Source organism: Stenotrophomonas sp. P5_A8, from assembly GCF_056400545.1.
This window is the reverse complement of record NZ_JBFULB010000049.1, coordinates 1-17,808: the sequence shown is the minus strand read 5'-3', so window position 1 is coordinate 17,808 and position 17,808 is coordinate 1. Positions and strand designations below refer to the sequence as shown.

8 protein-coding genes are annotated in these 17,808 nt (G+C 69.7%); 4 read left to right on the top strand and 4 right to left on the bottom strand.

What is annotated here, in order from left to right; genetic code table 11:
- Positions 1-199: 199 nt before the first annotated feature.
- Positions 200-1,603 carry a multidrug transporter subunit MdtD gene (mdtD, locus tag AC1DQP_RS05730; protein ID WP_256775804.1) on the top strand — a complete coding sequence of 468 codons (1,404 nt, stop codon included), beginning with the start codon at positions 200-202 and terminating at the stop codon, positions 1,601-1,603.
- Positions 1,604-1,663: 60 nt separating this feature from the next.
- Here mdtD and AC1DQP_RS05725 read toward each other — a convergent pair whose 3' ends face one another.
- The 4 genes from AC1DQP_RS05725 to AC1DQP_RS05710 all read right to left on the bottom strand — a co-directional run bounded on the left by AC1DQP_RS05725 (position 1,664) and on the right by AC1DQP_RS05710 (position 15,711).
- Positions 1,664-5,194, bottom strand: coding sequence for a hybrid sensor histidine kinase/response regulator (locus tag AC1DQP_RS05725; protein ID WP_478051241.1), 3,531 nt, complete (start codon positions 5,192-5,194; stop codon positions 1,664-1,666).
- Positions 5,195-5,316: 122 nt separating this feature from the next.
- Positions 5,317-8,502, bottom strand: coding sequence for a ligand-binding sensor domain-containing protein (locus AC1DQP_RS05720; RefSeq protein ID WP_457318607.1), 3,186 nt, complete (start codon positions 8,500-8,502; stop codon positions 5,317-5,319).
- Positions 8,499-11,978 carry a sensor histidine kinase gene (locus AC1DQP_RS05715; protein ID WP_457318606.1) on the bottom strand — a complete coding sequence of 1,160 codons (3,480 nt, stop codon included), beginning with the start codon at positions 11,976-11,978 and terminating at the stop codon, positions 8,499-8,501. The genes AC1DQP_RS05720 and AC1DQP_RS05715 overlap by 4 nt, the downstream gene beginning before the upstream one ends.
- Before the next feature lie 175 nt (positions 11,979-12,153).
- Complete coding sequence (locus tag AC1DQP_RS05710) at positions 12,154-15,711, bottom strand: hybrid sensor histidine kinase/response regulator (protein WP_478051242.1); 3,558 nt, start codon at positions 15,709-15,711, stop codon at positions 12,154-12,156.
- Positions 15,712-15,923: 212 nt separating this feature from the next.
- On the opposite strand from AC1DQP_RS05710, the gene AC1DQP_RS05705 reads away from it, so the two are divergent.
- Genes AC1DQP_RS05705 through AC1DQP_RS05695 form a run of 3 tightly spaced genes read left to right on the top strand, consistent with a single transcriptional unit; the run spans position 15,924 to position 17,709 of the window.
- Positions 15,924-16,571, top strand: a complete 648-nt coding sequence (locus AC1DQP_RS05705; protein WP_256775807.1) for a YceI family protein — start codon at positions 15,924-15,926, stop codon at positions 16,569-16,571.
- A complete protein-coding gene (locus AC1DQP_RS05700; protein WP_478051240.1) occupies positions 16,568-17,140 on the top strand; it encodes a cytochrome b in 573 nt (190 codons plus the stop codon). The genes AC1DQP_RS05705 and AC1DQP_RS05700 overlap by 4 nt, the downstream gene beginning before the upstream one ends.
- Positions 17,141-17,142: 2 nt before the next feature.
- Positions 17,143-17,709: a YceI family protein gene (locus AC1DQP_RS05695; RefSeq protein ID WP_478051239.1), complete on the top strand. Its 567-nt coding sequence runs from the start codon at positions 17,143-17,145 to the stop codon at positions 17,707-17,709.
- Positions 17,710-17,808 lie beyond the last annotated feature (99 nt).

The following is a 17,808-nucleotide window of genomic DNA, read 5'->3' as shown; positions in this document are numbered from 1 at the left end:
CAGCCTGGTCGCCAGCACATCAAGCGCTTCGGCTTCGGCTCTGGCTTTGCTCTGGGCTGGCGCTGGCGCTGGCGCTGGCGCTGGCGCTGGCTCTCCAGCTTCTGAAACAACTTTGCCAATCCAGTCCACAACCGCATCTTGACCGCACCCTGATCCCGCATCGGCGATCATGTGCCCCTCGTTGATGAAGGTGCGCACGATGACGACCAGCAGCTACGCCTCGATCCGGCCCCTGTTGTGGCTGGTATCGCTGGCGATCTTCATGCAGATGCTGGACTCCACCATCGTCAACACCGCCCTCCCCGCCATGGCCCGCAGCCTCGGCGAAAGCCCCCTGCAGATGCAGTCGGTCGTTTTCAGCTATGCCCTCGCCGTGGCCACCTTCATCCCCGCCTCCGGCTGGATAGCCGACCGCTTCGGCACCCGGCGCACCTTCCTCGTCGCCATCATCCTGTTCACCCTCGGCTCGCTCGCCTGCGCCCTCGCCCAGACCCTGCACCAGCTCGTCGGCGCACGCGTCCTGCAGGGCGTCGGCGGCGCCATGCTGCTCCCCGTCGGCCGCCTCGCCGTCATGCGCTCGGTCTCGCGCGAAGAGTTCCTCCGCGCCATGAGCTTCATCGCCATCCCCGCCCTCATCGGCCCGCTCATCGGCCCCACCCTCGGCGGCTGGCTGGTTGAAGTCGCCTCCTGGCACTGGGTCTTCCTGATCAACCTGCCCATCGGCGTCATCGGCTACATCGCCGCCATGAACGTCATGCCCGACCACTACGCCGAGCATCGCACCCGCTTCGACCTGGCCGGCTACCTCATGCTCGCCTTCGGCATGGTCGTGCTTTCCCTCGCCCTGGACGGCATCTCCGGCATGGCCACCCCGCACGCGCTGGTCATGCTCATGACCGTCGCCGGCCTGGCCGCCCTCGTCGGCTACTGGCTGCACGCGGCCAATTCCACCGCACCGCTGTTCTCGCTGGCCCTGTTCCACGTGCCCAGCTACCGCATCGGCATCCTCGGCAACCTGTTCTCGCGCATCGGCAGCAGCGCCATGCCCCTGCTCATCCCGCTGCTGCTGCAGGTCGGCATGGGCATGAGCCCGATGAATGCCGGCCTGCTCATGATCCCCGTCGCCGCCGCCGGCATGCTCTCCAAACGCTACGCCGTCAAACTGGTCGAACGCTTCGGCTACCGAAGGGTGCTGATGGTCAACACCGTGCTGGTTGGCCTGGCAATGGCCAGTTTCATCTTCATGACACCCGGCCAGCCACTGTGGGTGCGCATCGTCCAATTGGCCCTGTTCGGCGCGGTGAACTCGCTGCAGTTCACCGTCATGAACACCGTGACCCTGCGCGATCTCGACCGCGATTTCGCCAGTTCGGGCAACAGCCTGCTGTCGATGGTGATGATGCTCGCCACGGGCTTCGGCGCCGCTGCGGCCGGCAGCCTGCTGGCCGCGTTCGACCACCTGGATGCCCTGCGCGGCGCCACCGCCGCCCTGCACGCCACCTTCGTCTGCGTCGGTGCCATCACCCTCACCTCCACGCTGATCTTCTGGCAGCTGCCCGACACCCGCCCCTCCCCGCGCGATGTGGAAGAGGTCGCTGAGTAGCATCGACCGTTGGTCCGGTGATCAGCACGCGGTCCTTGGCCCGATGACCTGCCCCGCCGCTTACCCGCGCGCCGTGCGCAACGCCCGCGCGATCGCCTCCACCAGCAGCTCACCGGTCACCGGCTTGCGCAGGAAGCCCTGCATGCCCGCCGCGCGCACCTGCTGCTCGATGCCCGGGTCGGTACGCGYGGTCACGGCGATCATCGGCATCTCGTAGCCCTGGTTGTGCAGGTGCCCGGCCAATTCGATCCCCCCCAGCCCGGGCAGGTCCAGGTCCAGCAGCACCACGTCGAACGGCGCCTCGCTGACCTCTCGCAGCGCCGCCAGCGCGTGCTCGGCATGCACCACCTGATGCCCGCGCGCGCCGAGCAGCCCGCTGATCACACTGGCCACGGTCGCATCGTCTTCCACCAGCAGAATCCGCATCGGCGGCAGCTGCTGGCCGTCGCCGCCCCCTGCGAAGCCGGCCGGCGCGGCGACAATATGCAGCGGCAGTGGCAAGGTCAGGCTGAAACAGGTGCCCACCCCCAGTTGGCTCTCGATACCGACCTGACCCTGCATCGCCAGCGCAAGCTCCCGGCAAATTGCCAGCCCCAGCCCGCTGCCACCATATTGCGCGGCCGTCCGCGCGCCATCGGCCTGCTCGAAACGGCGGAACAGCCGCTGCTGTTGATCGCTGCTGATCCCCGGACCGGTATCGGAAACCTCGAAGTACACCCCGCGATCGGCAGACAAGGTCATCGCCTTCAGGCGTACCTCGCCGTGCGTGGTGAACTTGACCGCATTGCCCAGCAGGTTGAGCAGGATCTGTCGCACCCGCACCGCATCGCCGACGCTGCCCAGACCCTTAGGCAACTGGTTGTCGACCACGAAACGCAGTTGCTTCTGCTCGGCCAGCGCCGCCATCAGGGTGCACACGTCGTCGACCAGGTTGTTCACGTCGAACGGCTCGGCCTGCAGCTGCAACCGTCCCGATTCGATCCGTGCCAGATCCAGCGCATCGTTGACCAGGTGCAGCAGGTGTTCGCCGGCATGCCGGATCGATGCGGTCCAGCTGCGCTGCTGCGGATCCAGCGCCGAGCCCAGCAACAGCTCGCTCATGCCCAGCACACCGGTCATCGGCGTGCGTACTTCATGGCCCAGGTTGGCCAGGAAGCGGGTCTTGGCGGCCGAGGCCTGCTCGGCCAGTTCCTGCTTCTGCAACGCCAGCTGGTACGCATGTTTGCGCTGCAGGCGACGTCGATACAGCCACGCGAACAGACTCATCAGCAGCAACGCCAACGAGGTCAACACCAGCAGGCCCGACAAACTGCGCCACCACGGCGGCTGCACCCGAAATTCCAGCGACTGCACCCGCGACCACACCTGGTCGGCCGAGCGCGCCTGCACCTCCAGCCGGTAACTGCCCGGTGGCAGGCGCGAGAACACCCGCTCGCCAGCCGGGCCGACGTCCACCCAATCCGGGTCGTAACCGGCCAGTCGGTAGCGATAGCTGTTGGACGAGGAATCGGCGAAGGACAGCAACCGCGCGACGATGCGCAGGTCGCGATCGGCGTCGGCGATTTCCAGCGGGGTGAGATGGGTCAGGTCGGCCACGCGGTCGCCGCGCCGCACCTCCACCCGTTCGATCACCAGCGGCGCACGCCGGTTGGACGGCCGCACCTGGCGCGGATCGAACACCACCACGCCGGCCGGCGTACCGCCGACGATGCGGCCGCTGGCGGTACGGGTCAAGGTGCTGCGGCGGAACTCCTGGCTGGGCAGGCCATCGTGCACGCCATACAGACGCACGTTGCCCATCTGCGGATCGACCCGGATCAGGCCGCGCGCACTGGCCGCCCAGACCACGCCCTGCGCATCCACCACCAGCCCGGTCGCCGAGACGTCCGGATAGCCCGCACCGCCGCCGATGACCGCCTGCAGCAGCAGCCGGCCGTTCTGCCAGCGGTACTGGCTCAGCCGTCCTTCCTGGGACAGCCACACGCTGTCGTCGGCGGCGGTGGCCACCGCATGGATCGCGCCCGGTGGCGCGCCGGGGACCGGCTCGAACCGCGACCGCGCCGGCACCCAGTGCAGCAGCCCCTGGTTGGTCGCTGCCCACAGGTGGTCCTCGCTGCCGCACATCAGGTCGAGCGCGATCTGCCCCTCCGCCAGTCCCGCATGTCCGGCGGCAATGCGGTGCAGTACCCGACCTTCCAGATCGCGCTGTTGCAGTCCGGTCGACGCGGCGCTCCACAGCCGTCCGCCATCGCACAGCGCCAGCGATTCGATCTGCCCCTCCATCGCCGCATCCACCGCCGCGTCGTTGCCCCACCGCCGCAACGCTGCCTCCTTCGGGTCGTAGCGCAACAACGCATCGCGCGAACCGATCCAGACCCGCCCCAGCGCGTCTTCCTTCACCGATTGCAGCCATTGGTTGCCGTCCACCCAGGTACGGTGCTGCACCACGCGGCCGGTGACCGGGTCGAACTTGTCCAGCGCCCCGTGCGTGCCCACCGTCCATACCCCGCCATCGGCGGCGGCGGACATGCCCAGCACGTAGCCGTTGCGTAGCGAGGACGGATCATCTTCCAGCCGCGACAACACCGAGAACTGCCACCAGCGCGGCAACAGGTGCCACAGGCCGCTGTTGGTGCTGGCCAGCCAGATCCCGCCCTCACGGTCCTCGTAGGCACCGGTCCAGTTCGGTCGCACCTGGCCGCGCGCCACGGCGCTGTACAACGGCACCTGCTGAAACTGGTTGTCGTAGGCGCGGCCCAACCCGGAGCGGGTATCGAGCCAGTAGCCGCCCTGTTCGTCGCGCAGCATCATGCCCAGGATCTGGTCACGCGCATCGACCTTCCACGGCGCCGGCTCGATGCGTCCATCCGGACGCCGCACCACCACCCCGGCATTGGTGGCCACCCACAGGCTGCCGTCGAGCTCGGCGGTAAGGCCGTTGATCAGCTGTTCGTGCAGATAGCGGCTGGACACCCGCTCGAAATCATGCCCGGTCCAGCGCGCCAACCCGGCCTTGGTCCCCACCCAGAGGCTGCCGTCGCGGGTAGTCGCCAATTGCGTAACCGAGGCGGACGGCAGGCTGCGTGGATTGCCATGCTCGGGCATGAAACGGGTGACCTTGCCATTGCGGTCGAGCCGGTGCAGGCCGCCTTCATAGGTGCCGAACCAGACCGTGCCATCGGCGGTGGAGGTAATGCTCCAGATCGTGTTGCTGCCGATCACCGGGTGGCTGGCGCGGTCGAAGAAACGCAGCTCGCGCCGATCGGCCGACATCATCGCCAGTCCGGCGTTTTCGGTGCCGATCCACAGCTGGTTGCGCGCATCCACGTGCACGCTCCACACATGGTTGTCGCGCAGCCCATCCTCGGCACGCCACACCCGGTAGTTGCGCCCGTCGTAACGGGCCAGGCCGTCGTTGGTGGCGATCCACAGGTACCCGTAGCCGTCTTCGGCCATGCGATTGACCGTGTTGGACGGCAATCCGTCGAACACGGTGAGCTGGCGGGGTGTCGGCGGCACGGGCTGCGCGTGGCCGAGCAGCGGCCAGAGCCATGCGATCCCGATCAGGAGCAGCCAACGCAAAGGCACCACCAGTGGATCTCCCGACTCTGTCCGTGGATGCTCGCCAGGGTTGCGACCGCACCGCAGCGCGGTGGGTCGAGCCTGGGGCCAGGTCCGCATGGTAAACGGTTCGCTGCGTGGCGACGATCCACTCAGCCCGGAAGCAGCATACGCACCGCCGCGTACAGTTGATCGCCATCGACCGGCTTGTGCAGCACACCCGCCGCCCCGGCGACGGCCGCGCGTTCGGCCAACCCCGGTTCGCGCCGCGCGGTCAGGATCAACACCGGTACCTGGCAGCCCTGCGTGCGCAGCATGTCCAGCAGCTGCCAGCCATCCACGCCCGGCAGATCCAGGTCCAGCAGCATCACATCGACGCGCGCCGCTGCCACCTCGGCCATCGCCGCCAGTGCATGCCCCGCGGTCACCACGTGCGCACCGCGCGCGCCCAACACCCCGGCGTGGACCTGGGCAAGCAGCGGATCATCTTCGACCAGCAACACCCGCCATGGCGCGCCCGGCTCGCCGGCCGCGACCCCACGGCCGGGGGCTGGCTCATCGTCGCCGTCCGTGCCGGGCGCCAGCGGCAGCCGGAGTACCAGCCACCACCCCGTCCCGGAACGCAATACCACCCGCAGTTGCCCGTCCAGGGCTCGCGCGCAGGTCTGCGCGCGCTCCAGCGCCGCCCGCATCACCGTCTCGGCCGGCATCGGCAGGCCTGCCATCGGCGCGGCCTGCAGATCCAGCAGCATCCCGCCACGACCGGGCAGCCAACCGACCTGGACCGCGATCCGGCAGGCCGACAGCGCGTCGAGTAGACCCTCGATCATCACCTCCAGCAGCTGCCGCAGACGCTGTGGATCCCCGCCCACCCGCACGGGCCCGGGCAGATGCACGCATGCCGCAAAAATGCTGCCCTGCGCGCACAGCACCAGCTGCGTATGCTGTCGCCAGCGCTGCAACACGCTGAGCAGATCAAAACGGGACCATTGCAATGGCACCCGTCCGGCGTCCATGCGCGCATCGTCCAGTGCGTCGTCGAGGATGGCCAGCAGCTGCCGTCCACCGCGCTGGATGCGCGCGACACGCCGGCGCTCCCGCGGTGCCAGCGTCGAGGCAAGCAGCAGCTCGCTCATTCCGAGCACGCCGGTGAGAGGGGTGCGTATCTCATGCCCGAAGGTGGCCAGGAAGCCAGCCTTGGCATCGGCGGACTGCTGTGCCCAGCCCCGTCGCCGCGCCACGGCGCGTCGGGCGCGCATCCGCGCCACGCTGCGCCACAGTCCCCAGCCCATCACCACGCACAGCGCCAGCAGCGCGGTCAGGCGCGCAGCCCGCACGCCGGGATGCTGCCAGTCGCTGCGCTGCACGTGCAGCACCAGCTCCTGCAGGGTCGACCAGCGTCCATCGCCGCCGCGCTCCTGGTACTGCAGTACATGCTGGCCCGGCGCCAGCTGCGGAAAACCGATCGTGCCGCGACTGCGGGTCCGGCTCCAGCCCTGCCCACTGTCACGCAGCCGGAACCGGTACTGCTGCCGTGGATCGAGCTGCGCCGACAGCACCCGCGCGGTGATCTGGATATCGCGATCGTGCGCATGCAACTGCAGCGGCCCCAGCGGGGGCACGGTCAGCAGATGCTCGCCGCGACGCAGCTGCACGCGTTCGATGACCAGGGCCGGCGAGGTCATTGGCCGTGCCAGCTGGGCCGTATCGAACGCCACCGCAGCGCCCTCCTCGCCAACGGCCAGCATCGTGCCCGCGTCCGCCTGCAGGCGCGCGTGCATCACCGCTTCGGGAACGCCGTCGTCCCGTCCATACAGGCGCACCTCGCGGCGTGCCGGGGCCACCCGCAGCAGTCCGGTACCAGCGGTGGCCCACAGCACGTCGCTGCCGTCGGTGGCCATGGCCTGCAGCTGCAGCGGCGGCAGGCCGTCACGCTCGTCCAGACGAAGACGCTGCTGCAGCGCGCCGCGCTGCCACCGGTAGCGGTAGATGACCCCGGCAGCGGCGATCCACAGGCCACCGGCAGGATCGACATGCAGCGCCGTGATGTCTGACGGCGCGCCTGGGACGGTCACCAAGCGCGTCCCATTCCAACGCTTCAGACCAGCCGCCCCGCCCAGCCACACGCCGCCGTCCTGCGCGCAGTGCAGCGACAAAGGCCCCTGCACCGGCACGCCACGGGTATCGACAAGCGGCCAGCGTGCGACCGGTCGTCGATCGGCACCACGCCGTTCGAGCGCGCCATCGCGGATCCGCCAGTAGCGATCCTCGGCGCAGCTCAACTCCGCGCTGGACCTGTGCACCGCGGGGATGAAACCCTCCAGGCCACGTTGTCGCTGYGGCGCCGGTTGTGCACGGAACTGCCGCCAGAGCGGCGGCAGACGCCACACCCCCAGATGCGTCCCGAGCAGCCACGCACCGCCCTGGCGATCCTCGAAGGCCCGCCGCAGGCGTGGCATCGTGCCGTCGCCGGCCGACGCCAACCCGACCGGCGCCGCCGCGCCAGCCCCTGACGGCTGCCGCCATACCCGTTGCCCGTCAGCCCACCACTGCGCATCCTCGCGGCCGATGCCAAGCAGGCGCGCATGCCGATGCAGGGCTACCGCCTGCACGCGCGTGCCACCCTGCACGCGCCAGCGCCCGACGGCGCTGCTGATCCACGGCACACCACCGGCATCGACACCCATGCCGGTGATCGGCGCGGTGGCGAGGGCGGCAACGGCGGGCCGATGGAAGCGACCGTCGTCCCAGCGCGCGAGCCCCTGCGTGGTCCCCACCCAGAGACCACCGTCGGTATCGTGGACGAGATGTTCCACATCGCCGGGCGGGACGCCGTCGCCGCGCAGCGTGGGCAGGTACTGACGCAGGCGCTGCTGCGGGTCGAGCCGGAACAGTCCCGCGCCGCGCGCGCCGAACCAGACGCCGCCCTGTGTATCGGCGAGCAGCACGCTGATCGCCGCACCGGCCAGGGCGGGATGGCGGCTGCCGCCGAACGCATCGATGCGGGTGCGGTCCGCGGACAGCCGCATCACCACGCCCCGGCCGGTCCCCATCCACAGCCGGTCATGCTCGTCCAGCGCCAGCGCCAGCAACTGGTTGTCGACCAAACCCTGTTCGCGTCGCCAGATCCGGAAGTGACGCCCGTCGAAGCGCGCCAGGCCATCGTCGGTGGCAAACCACAGATAACCGTGCCGATCCTCCACCACCTGATGCACGGCATTGGAAGGCAGCCCATCCACCGTGGTGAACCGGAACGCTTCGGGCAACTGCGCCCGCGCACTGCCCCCGGTGCAGACCAGGAGCAACAACGCGGCCAGCATCCGGCGCAGGAGCGTCATCGTGGGTCCGTGCAGGCGCGCAGCGCCACCGCCAACGCGTCGCCGCTCAACGGCAACCGCAGGAAGCCACTGAACCCGGCCGCCAGCGCGTCGCGCTCGGCCGCTGCATCGGCACGCGGGGTCACTGCAACGCGCGGTACGCCGGGCCAACAGCGTGCCAGCAACGCAGCGACCCGCTCGCCACTGATGCGCATATCCGGATCGGCAACCACCAGGTCGCAGGCAACGGCCGGCCACGCTGCAACGTCCTCCGCCACCTGGGGCAGGCAGACCACGTGCTGTCCCTGCGCCCGCAACAGGGCCGCGACCACCGCCGTGGTATCCGCATGCGGCAGCAACAGCACCACGCGTCGCGCCGGTGCGCCCCTCCCGTCGGGTGCACCCGCCGGCGTCGCCAGTGCCGGCGGCCCGGCGACATCCGGCAGCGGCAACCGCACCTCGAAACGGCTGCCCTGGCCCGGCCGAGTGTGGACCTGGATGTCCCCGCCCATCGCCTGGGCCAGCTCGCGACTGATCGCCAGCCCCAGTCCGCTGCCGCCATGGCGTGCGAGCGTGACCGCACCGTCGGCCTGTTCGAAACGCTGGAACAGGCGCCGCACCTGCTCGGCGCTCATGCCCGGGCCGGTATCGGTCACCACCAACACAAGACCACGGCCGCCCGCGCCGCACCTGGCGGATACCTGGACACTGCCCTGCGCGGTGAACTTCACCGCGTTGCCGATCAGGTTCAACAGGATCTGGCGCAGTCGCCGCACATCGCCCAGCAGCCATCGCTGCGGTTCGATGCTGCTGTCCCAGGCCAGGCGCAGCTGCTTGGCCGCAGCCACCGGCAGCAACAGGGCGTGCAGTTCATGCAGCAGTGCCGCCGGGGCGAACGCGCCGGGCTGCAGATGCAGGCGTCCGGCTTCGATGCTGGCCAGGTCCAGCGCATCATCCACCAGTTGCACCAGGTGCCGGCCGGCGCGATGCAGGCTGTCGGCCTGTGCCCGCTGCCGCACGCTCAGCGGTGCCTGCAGCAGCAGTTCGCTCCAGCCGCAGACCACCGTCATCGGCACCCGGATGCGGTGTCCCAGCCGCCCCAGGAAACGGGTGCGTTCGGCCGAGACCCGTTCCGCGCGGCGGTGCTGCAGACGCGCCGCAAGCAGGCGCCGCCGCCACCGCGCCAAGCGGGTGCCGGTACGGCTCGCCGTCAGCAGCGCGAGTGCGGCCGCCAGCGTCAGGCCGATCCTGCCGGGCAGGGTCTGCCACCATGCCGGCGCCACCTGCAGCGCAACGTCCCGCGGCGCCGACCATGGCCCATCGCCATGCCGCGCCTGCACCGCCACCACATGCTCGCCGACAGGCAGGCGCGCGAAGATGCGTTGCGCTACCGGGCCGGTGTCCACCCAGTCCGGATCATGTCCGGCCAGACGGAAGCGATGCTGAATGCGATCCGGATCGCCTGGGCCCAACAGGTTGACCGCAATCTGGATGTTGCGATCGGTACTGGACAGCGACGTCGGTGCCACTCCCGACCGCAGGTTAAGCGCCGTACCGCGCCGCTGCAGTCGGACCGCATTGATCACCAGCGTCGGTACCGGTTGCGGTTGACGCACGCTGCCCGGCTCCAACAGCAACAGCCCGCCTTCGCGCACCGCCGCGGCCAGCGCGCCGGTCGCCACCCGCACCAGGCGCTGGCCAAGAATCTCCTGCACCGGCAGGCCATCGGCGCTGCCCAGTACGCACACCTGACCGTCGCCCGGGTCGAGTCGGATCAGGCCACGCGCCGCGCCGGCCCACACGGTGCCGTGCGCATCCACCGCCAGCGCGTCGGCGCGCAGCAGCGGATAGCCGGACGCCGCATCGAAGCGGCGCACTCGCCGCAGCCGTTGACCCTCCCAGCGGTGCTGCTCCAACGCATCCTGGCGGCTGAGCCAGAGGCTGCCATCGTCGCCCTCGGCAACGGCCGCCAACGGCGTGCCCTGCACTTCGGCGGCCACAAAGCGCCGGCGTGTCGCATCCCAGTACTTGAGCCCCTCGCGGTCGGTCGCCCACAGCATCCCGGTGCGGTCGCACAGCAGTTGGCGCGCCGCCCGGCCACGCGCAAGACCCAGCGCCTGCGGTGCATCGGCATGCAGGCGCACGCCGCCGGCCGACCACTGCTGGATCTGTTGCGCGTGGGCCAACCAGACGCTGCCATCCGGACACGCCTGCAGGTGCATTGGCCCGTCGCCGGAGGGCAGCGCCAGCGGCCAGCGCCGGACCTCGCCGCGGGCCGGGTCGTAGCGCAGCATCTGCCCGGCGCTGGCGATCCACAGACGTTGCCGTGGGTCTTCGGCCATGCCCACGGCCACCGCACTGAAGCCTTCGTGCGGATACGTCAGGTGATCGCTGCTGGCACCGGTGCGCAGGTCCAGCCGCTGCAGACGTCCCTGGCTGCCGGCCACCCACAAGCGCCCGTCGCGGGAAGCGGTCAGCGCGAGCGCGTAATGACTGCGGATACCCGGCAGGCCGTTGGCCGCGGCCGGCAATGCGGTGAACGCGCGCCAGCGCGCCGGCAACCGCCACAGCCCGTGCGCACGGCTGAGCAACCAGATGTCGCCGCGCTGGTCCTGGAGGGCCTGGCGCATCTCCACGCTGCGGGCACGTGGGCCATGCACGGGGCGCAATGCCACCGGCTGCGCGCGTGGCCCGCGATGGAGCATCAGGCCGGCGGCCTGCTGTTGCCACAGCACACCGTCGGCGCTGCGCAGCAGCGGTCGACCCGGCGCGACCGGCTGCAACGCGCCGCCAGCGGCAGCAACGGTCCAGGCCGTGTCCGTGCTGCCCACGTGCATACCGCCGTGCGGGTCGGGCCAGAGCATGTGCACGGCCACGGTCTGCACGCCGACGCGCTGGGCGCGCCCGTCGCGGATGCGACGCAGCCCTTGCGAAGTGCCCACCCACAGCATCCCGTCGCGATCCCGGGCCAATGCGGTGACCGCATCGGCCGCGGTGTCCACACGCTGCCAACGCGGGTTGTCGCTGGCGTGACGGTACAGGTGGCGGTCCGCCCCGATCACCCACACCGCGCCATCGCCGCTGCTGGCAATGGCGTGGATGGTGCCGCTGCGTACCGCCAGCGGCGCCTGTTCGTCGGGACGTTCGAAGCCGCTGCGATCGGCAGGCATCATCACCACTCCCTGCGACGCGGTGCCCAGCCACAGCCGATCGTGGGAGTCGATGTGCAGTGCGTGCAACACGGCATCGACCAGCCCGTCCTCGCGCCGCCAAACCCGTGCGCGCCGCCCATCAAAGCGCATCAGGCCGTCGCTTCCGGCCAGCCACAGATAGCCGGTCGCGTCCTCGGCCATGGCCTGCATGCCGGCGTTCGGCAGGCCCTCGCGAAGCCCCAACTGGTGCGGCCACGGCAGGTCGAGCACGGTGGCGGCCGTGGCGCACGGCCACACCGCGAGCAACGCAGCCAGCCAGAACCCGCACTTCCAACGCCGTGCCACACCGCAGGCCACCGGTTACGTCAACCACGTCACAGTCATCGCACTGACAATAGAGTGATCGAACTGCCAGTGCGGGTTCCTGCCATGCGCTGGATCACATCTTGCTGAGTTGAAGTTCGCATCGATCGCCACTGATCGAAACACCCCGCCTATCTCAGCATGCAGCAGGATGCCCTCAGCCGTCCGGCTGTCGCCCCGCACGCGCCGTTGCGATCGCATCGACCAGCAGGTCGCCGGTGACCGGCTTGCGCAGGAAACCATCGAACCCGCTTTCCAGCACCTGCTGTTCGGCGTACGCATCCGAGCGCGCGGTAACCGCGATCAGCGGCAGCTCGTAACCCAGCGCGCGCAGTTGTCCGGCAATGGCGATGCCATCCAGCGCCGGCAGGTCGAGGTCGAGCAGGCCCACATCGAACGGCCCGGCCGACACCTCGGCCAACGCAGCCAATCCGTGCAGCACGTGCACCACCTCATGACCGCGCGTGCGCAACAGCCCGGCAATCACGTCGGCCACGGTCGGGTCGTCTTCCACCAGCAGGATCCGCAACGGTGGCAACTGGATCCGCGCGGCGTCTTGCGCGTGGCTGGGTGCGCCGCCGCGCCGCAGCGTCCACGGCAGCGGCAAGACCACGCTGAAACGCGCGCCCTGGCCGGGCCGGCTGTCGATGTCGATCCGTCCGGCCATCGCCACCGCCAGTTCCTGGCAGATCGCCAGACCCAGCCCGCTGCCGCCGTACCGCGATGCCGTACGCGGACCATCGGCCTGTTCAAAACGGTGGAACAGGCGCTGCTGCTGGTCGGCGCTGATCCCTGGACCGGTATCGGTGACCTCGAAGGCCACGCCCAGGCCATCGTCGAGCAGCTCCACGCCCAACCCGACATGGCCGCGCTCGGTGAACTTGATGGCATTGCCGAGCAGGTTCATCAGGATCTGGCGCACGCGCATTTCATCGCCACTGACCTGCACCGGGCCGGGCAGGTTGAAGCTGCGTTCGAAGGCCAGGCCACGGTGGTGTGCCATCGGCTCCATCAGTGCCTGCACCTGGGCCAGCATCGACATCAGATCGAACGGACGGATATCCAGTTCGAGCCGGCCCGCTTCGATCCGCGCCAGGTCCAGCGCATCGTTGACCAGCCGCAGCAGATGGGTGCCGGCATGCTGGATCGACGCGGCATAGCCCCGCTGCAGGTCATCCAGCGGCGTGGCCAGCAACAGCTCGCTCATGCCCAGCACGCCGGTCATCGGGGTACGCACCTCGTGCCCGAGCGTGGCCAGGAACCGGCTCTTGGCCTGGGAGGCGTGTTCGGCGATCTGCTGTTTGTGCACGGTCAGCTGCCATTGCTGGCGCCGGCGCAGCCGCACCCGCGCCACGTACACCACCACCGCCACCAGCAGCAGCCACAACACCAGGTACGCCAGGATCGCCCCGTTGCTGCGCCACCACGGCGGCAGCACCTCCACGCTGAGCGTGCGCGACGGCGTCCATTGCCCATGCGAGGTGGCCGCCTGCACATCGATGGCGTACTGCCCCGAGGGCAGGCGCGACAACAGGCGTTCGCCGTCGGAGGCCTGCATCACCCAGTTCTGGTCGTACCCGGAGACCCGGTAGCGATAGCGGTTGCCCTGCGGATTGGCGAAGGACAGCAGGCGGGCGGTGACGATCAGGTCGCGGTCTTCGGGACCGAGCACGATCGGCGCGTCCGGCGGCAGCGATTGCTGGCCCTCGGCGTCGTCGCGGCGCACCTGCAGGTTGTCGATCACCAGCTGCGACGGCGGCAGCGGCAGGTCGGCCGCATCCGGGTCGAACCCGACCAGCCCGGTAGCCGTGACCGCCAGCAGGTGGCCATTGGCGGCACGCACCGGCGGCCGGCCACTGAACTCCACATCCGGCAGGCCGTCGCGTTCGCCGTACAGCCGTAGCTGGCGCTGCTTGCCCTGCCAGCTGAGCAGGCCGCGCGGGGTGGTCGCCCACACCCGTCCCTGCCGGCCGATCACCAGCCCGCCCATCGATACCGGCGGCACGCCCTCGGCGCTACCAACGCGCTCGCGCAGGGTCATGCTCAGGCCATCCCAGCGGTAGCGCTCCAGTGCGCCACTGCGCGCCAGCCACAGCTCATCCGCACCGATCCAGGCCATGTCGAAGATGTTGCCCGGTGCAATCCCCGGCACGTGCTCGAATCGGCCCTCGTTCCAGCGCATCAGGCCCGCCTCGCCCATCACCCACAGTTGCCCGCGTGCATCGAACAGCATCTGCTCGATCGAGGTGTCGGTCAGCCCTCGGTCGGCGTCGATGCGGATCGTGTCGAGCAGCGTGCCCTCGGCATCGCGGCGCTGGATGCCGTAGTTCATGATCGACAGCCATATCTCACCGTTGGGCGCTTGGCGGATCAGATCGATGCGCTGGCGTACATCCGCACCACCGCCGATCTTCCATTCGCGCACCTGCCCGGTACGCGGCTGGAACAGGTTCAGGCGCCCGGCGCGACCGATCCACAGCGCGCCATCGGCACGCGGCAACACCGACCAGTTCGCCCCCACCCCGAGGACATTTTCATCGGCGATCTGGCGCAGCGTGCCGCGCTCGTCCAACCGGTAGATGCCGTGGGCGCCGGACACGTAGAAGTCGTTGCCCGCCGCCGCCACGCCGAGCAGATACACACTGTCCAGCGGCTTGCCGTCCAGCTGGTACCAGGTGGAGAAGCGCCGCCAGTCCGGCGGCAGGTAGGCCAGGCCCTGGGTGAGCATGGCCACCCACAGCCCGCCCTCGTGGTCCTGCAACATGTCCAGCACGCCGCTGCGCGCGGTCAGGAAGCCACTGCCGCCATCCCCGGCCAGCAGTCGCACGTCGCCCTGGTCGCCCCGGTAAAGGCCATCGGCGGTACCAAGCCAATAGCCGCCGTTGCGGTCGTGTACGACCGTGGCCGCGCGGACGTCGGCGCTCAGTGTCCACGGTGCCCTGCGTGCACTGCCATCGGCATCGATGCGGAACAGCCCGCCCTCGGTGCCGGCCCAGATCGTGCCGTCCGGCTCCCGGGTCAGGCGGAAGACGCTTTTGCCACCCAGCACCTCGGTGGCGATGCGGGTGAACCGCTGTCCATCCCAGCGCGCCACGCCACTGCCGGTGCCGACCCAGACCCGCCCCTGCGGATCGGCCAACAGGCTGTAGATGGTGTCGTCGGGAAGACGGGCCGGGTCGGCAGGATCGGCCCGGTAGCGCACCAAGGTGCCGTTTTCCTCGCGGCGGCAGATGCCGTGGCGGTTGGTGCCGATCCACAGCGACTTGCCCGCATAGGCCAGCGACCACACCTGCCCCTCGCAGCCCGCCTCGAGGTCGGGGAAGCGCTGAAAGCGCTCGCGACCGGGCGGCAACATGGACAGACCAACACCACTGATGCCCACCCATACACGGTCGAGCGGGTCCACCAGCAGCGTTTCGATCTCGTTGCCGGGGAGCGAGCCGGGGTCGGCCGGATCGTTGCGCCACACGCGCAGCCCGACGCCATCCACCCGTGCCAGGCCATCATTGGTGGCCGCCCAGACGTAACCTTGGCGATCCTGCGCCAGCGCCAGCACCATCCGCGATGGCATGCCTTCGGCGGCACCCAGCCGGCGCATGCGTGGCGTCTCTACCGAGGCTCCTGCCGATGTCACTGCGGCCCACGAGGCTGCCGGCAGCGTGCATAACGCCAGTACCAGCAACACGATGCCCGCGTACCCGCCACGCGTTCCCATCGCCATCCAGATCTCCTTGTAGCCGCAGATTGTCCCACAGCGCCTGCGGTGGCGCCCGGGCGGCGCTGCCGCACCACCTGCGCGTATCGCTGGAACAGCCTGTTGCCGCGCGGTGCGGGCCCGGCCCGCGCCACGATCTGTTGCAGCCATGGCACTGCTGGCACCGACGGGGCTATGCGTATGATCGACGCTGTCCTCCATGGAGCCCGGCCATGACCCTGCGCCTGACCCTTGCCCTGCTGCTGTGCACCGCTCCACTGGCGGCCCGGGCCGCCGCCGATACCTACCGGCTCGACCCGGTGCACACCCGCGTGCTGTTCGCGGTGGAGCACGCCGGCTTCTCGCATGCGCTGGGCACGGTGTCCGGCAGCGAAGGCGTGCTGGAATTCGATCCGCAGGACTGGCCCGCGGCCAGGCTGAGCGTCACGGTGCCAATCCAGCGCCTGGACCTGGGCGATGACAAGTGGAACAAGGCCACCGCCGCGCGCAACCTGCTCGACACCGGGCGCTTCCCGCAGGCGCGCTTTGTCTCGACCCGGGTTGAACCGATCGATGCTACCCATGCCAACGTCATCGGCGACCTGACCCTGCATGGGGTGACCCGCGAGGTGACCCTGGCAGTCACCCTCAATGCACTCAAACGCCACCCGCTGCCGCCATTCCGCCGTACCGCCGGTTTCTCGGCCACCGCTACGCTCAGCCGCAGCGCGTTCGGCGTTGCCGGCTGGCCGTCGATGATCGGCGACGAGGTGCAGCTGCGGATCGAAGCGGAAGCCGTTCGCGACAGCAGCGCCACCGATCCGCAGCCCGCACCGGCCACCCCCGTATCCCCACAGCCGGTCGAGGAGACCACGCCATGACCGCCAAGAACACCGCCACCCGCTGGGGCGGCGTCAGCCAGACCCTGCACTGGTTGATCGCCCTGCTGATCCTTGCCCTGGGCATCGTCGGGCTGACCATGGGCGAATTCCCCAAGACCCCGAAGTACTTCTGGATCTACACGATGCACAAGTCGATCGGGATCACCGTGCTGGCCCTGGTGGTCGCGCGGCTGGGCTGGCGCCTGTACGCCGGCGCGCCCGATCCGGTGGCGGGCACGCCGACCTGGCAGGAACGCATTGCCTCGGCCACGCACACGCTGCTGTATGTGCTGATGTTCGCCATCCCGCTGTCGGGCTGGCTGTACGACTCGGCCAGCGGGCTGCGTCCATTCCGCTGGTTCGGGCTGGTCGAGGTACCCAAGCTGAGCGGGCCGGACGAGCGCGTCACGCAGGTCTCCCACGCCATCCACGAGTGGGGTTTCTGGCTGCTGATCGCGGTGGTGCTGRCCCACGCCGGCGCCGCGCTTTACCACCATTTTTACCAACGCGATGCCACCCTTGCGCGCATGCTCCCGCAGCGCTGGCTTGCCTCCCCCCAGAAGGATTGACCATGAACATCAAGCTCAACTCCCCCGCCGCGGTCGCCGCCGCCCTCGCCGGCCTGCTCGCCACCGCACCGGTGCTGGCCGCCGACTACGTGCAGGCCCCCGGCTCGGTGCTCGCGTTTGCGACCAAGTACGACGGTGAGGTCTTTACCGGCACCTTCCCGGGCTTCGACACCACGCTCAGCTTCGACCCCGCCAAGCTGGACGGTTCCAGGCTGGAAGTGACCATTCCGCTGGCCGGCGCCAAGAGCGGCAACAGCGACCGGGATTCGACCCTGCAGGGCGCGGACTTCTTCAACGTCGGCAAGTTCGCCCAGGCCAAATACAGCGCCAGCAAATTCCGTTCACTGGGCAACAACCAGTACGCCGCCGACGGCACCCTGGAACTGCGCGGGGTCAGCAAGCCGGTCACCCTGACCTTTACCTGGACCCCGGGCGCGCAGCCGGTGCTCAGCGGCAAGGCCACGGTCAAGCGCCTGGACTTCGGCGTGGGCGGCGGCGACTGGGCCGACACCAAGACCATCCCGAACGAAACCGCGATCAGCACCAAGGTCGTCCTGAAGGCAAAGTGATGCTGGCGGGCGCCGGCCGCTGGCCGGCGCTCCGCACAGGGGATCCAAGCCCCGTAGAGCCGACCGTTGGTCGGCTGCCTTGGCTGCCTTGGCTGCCTT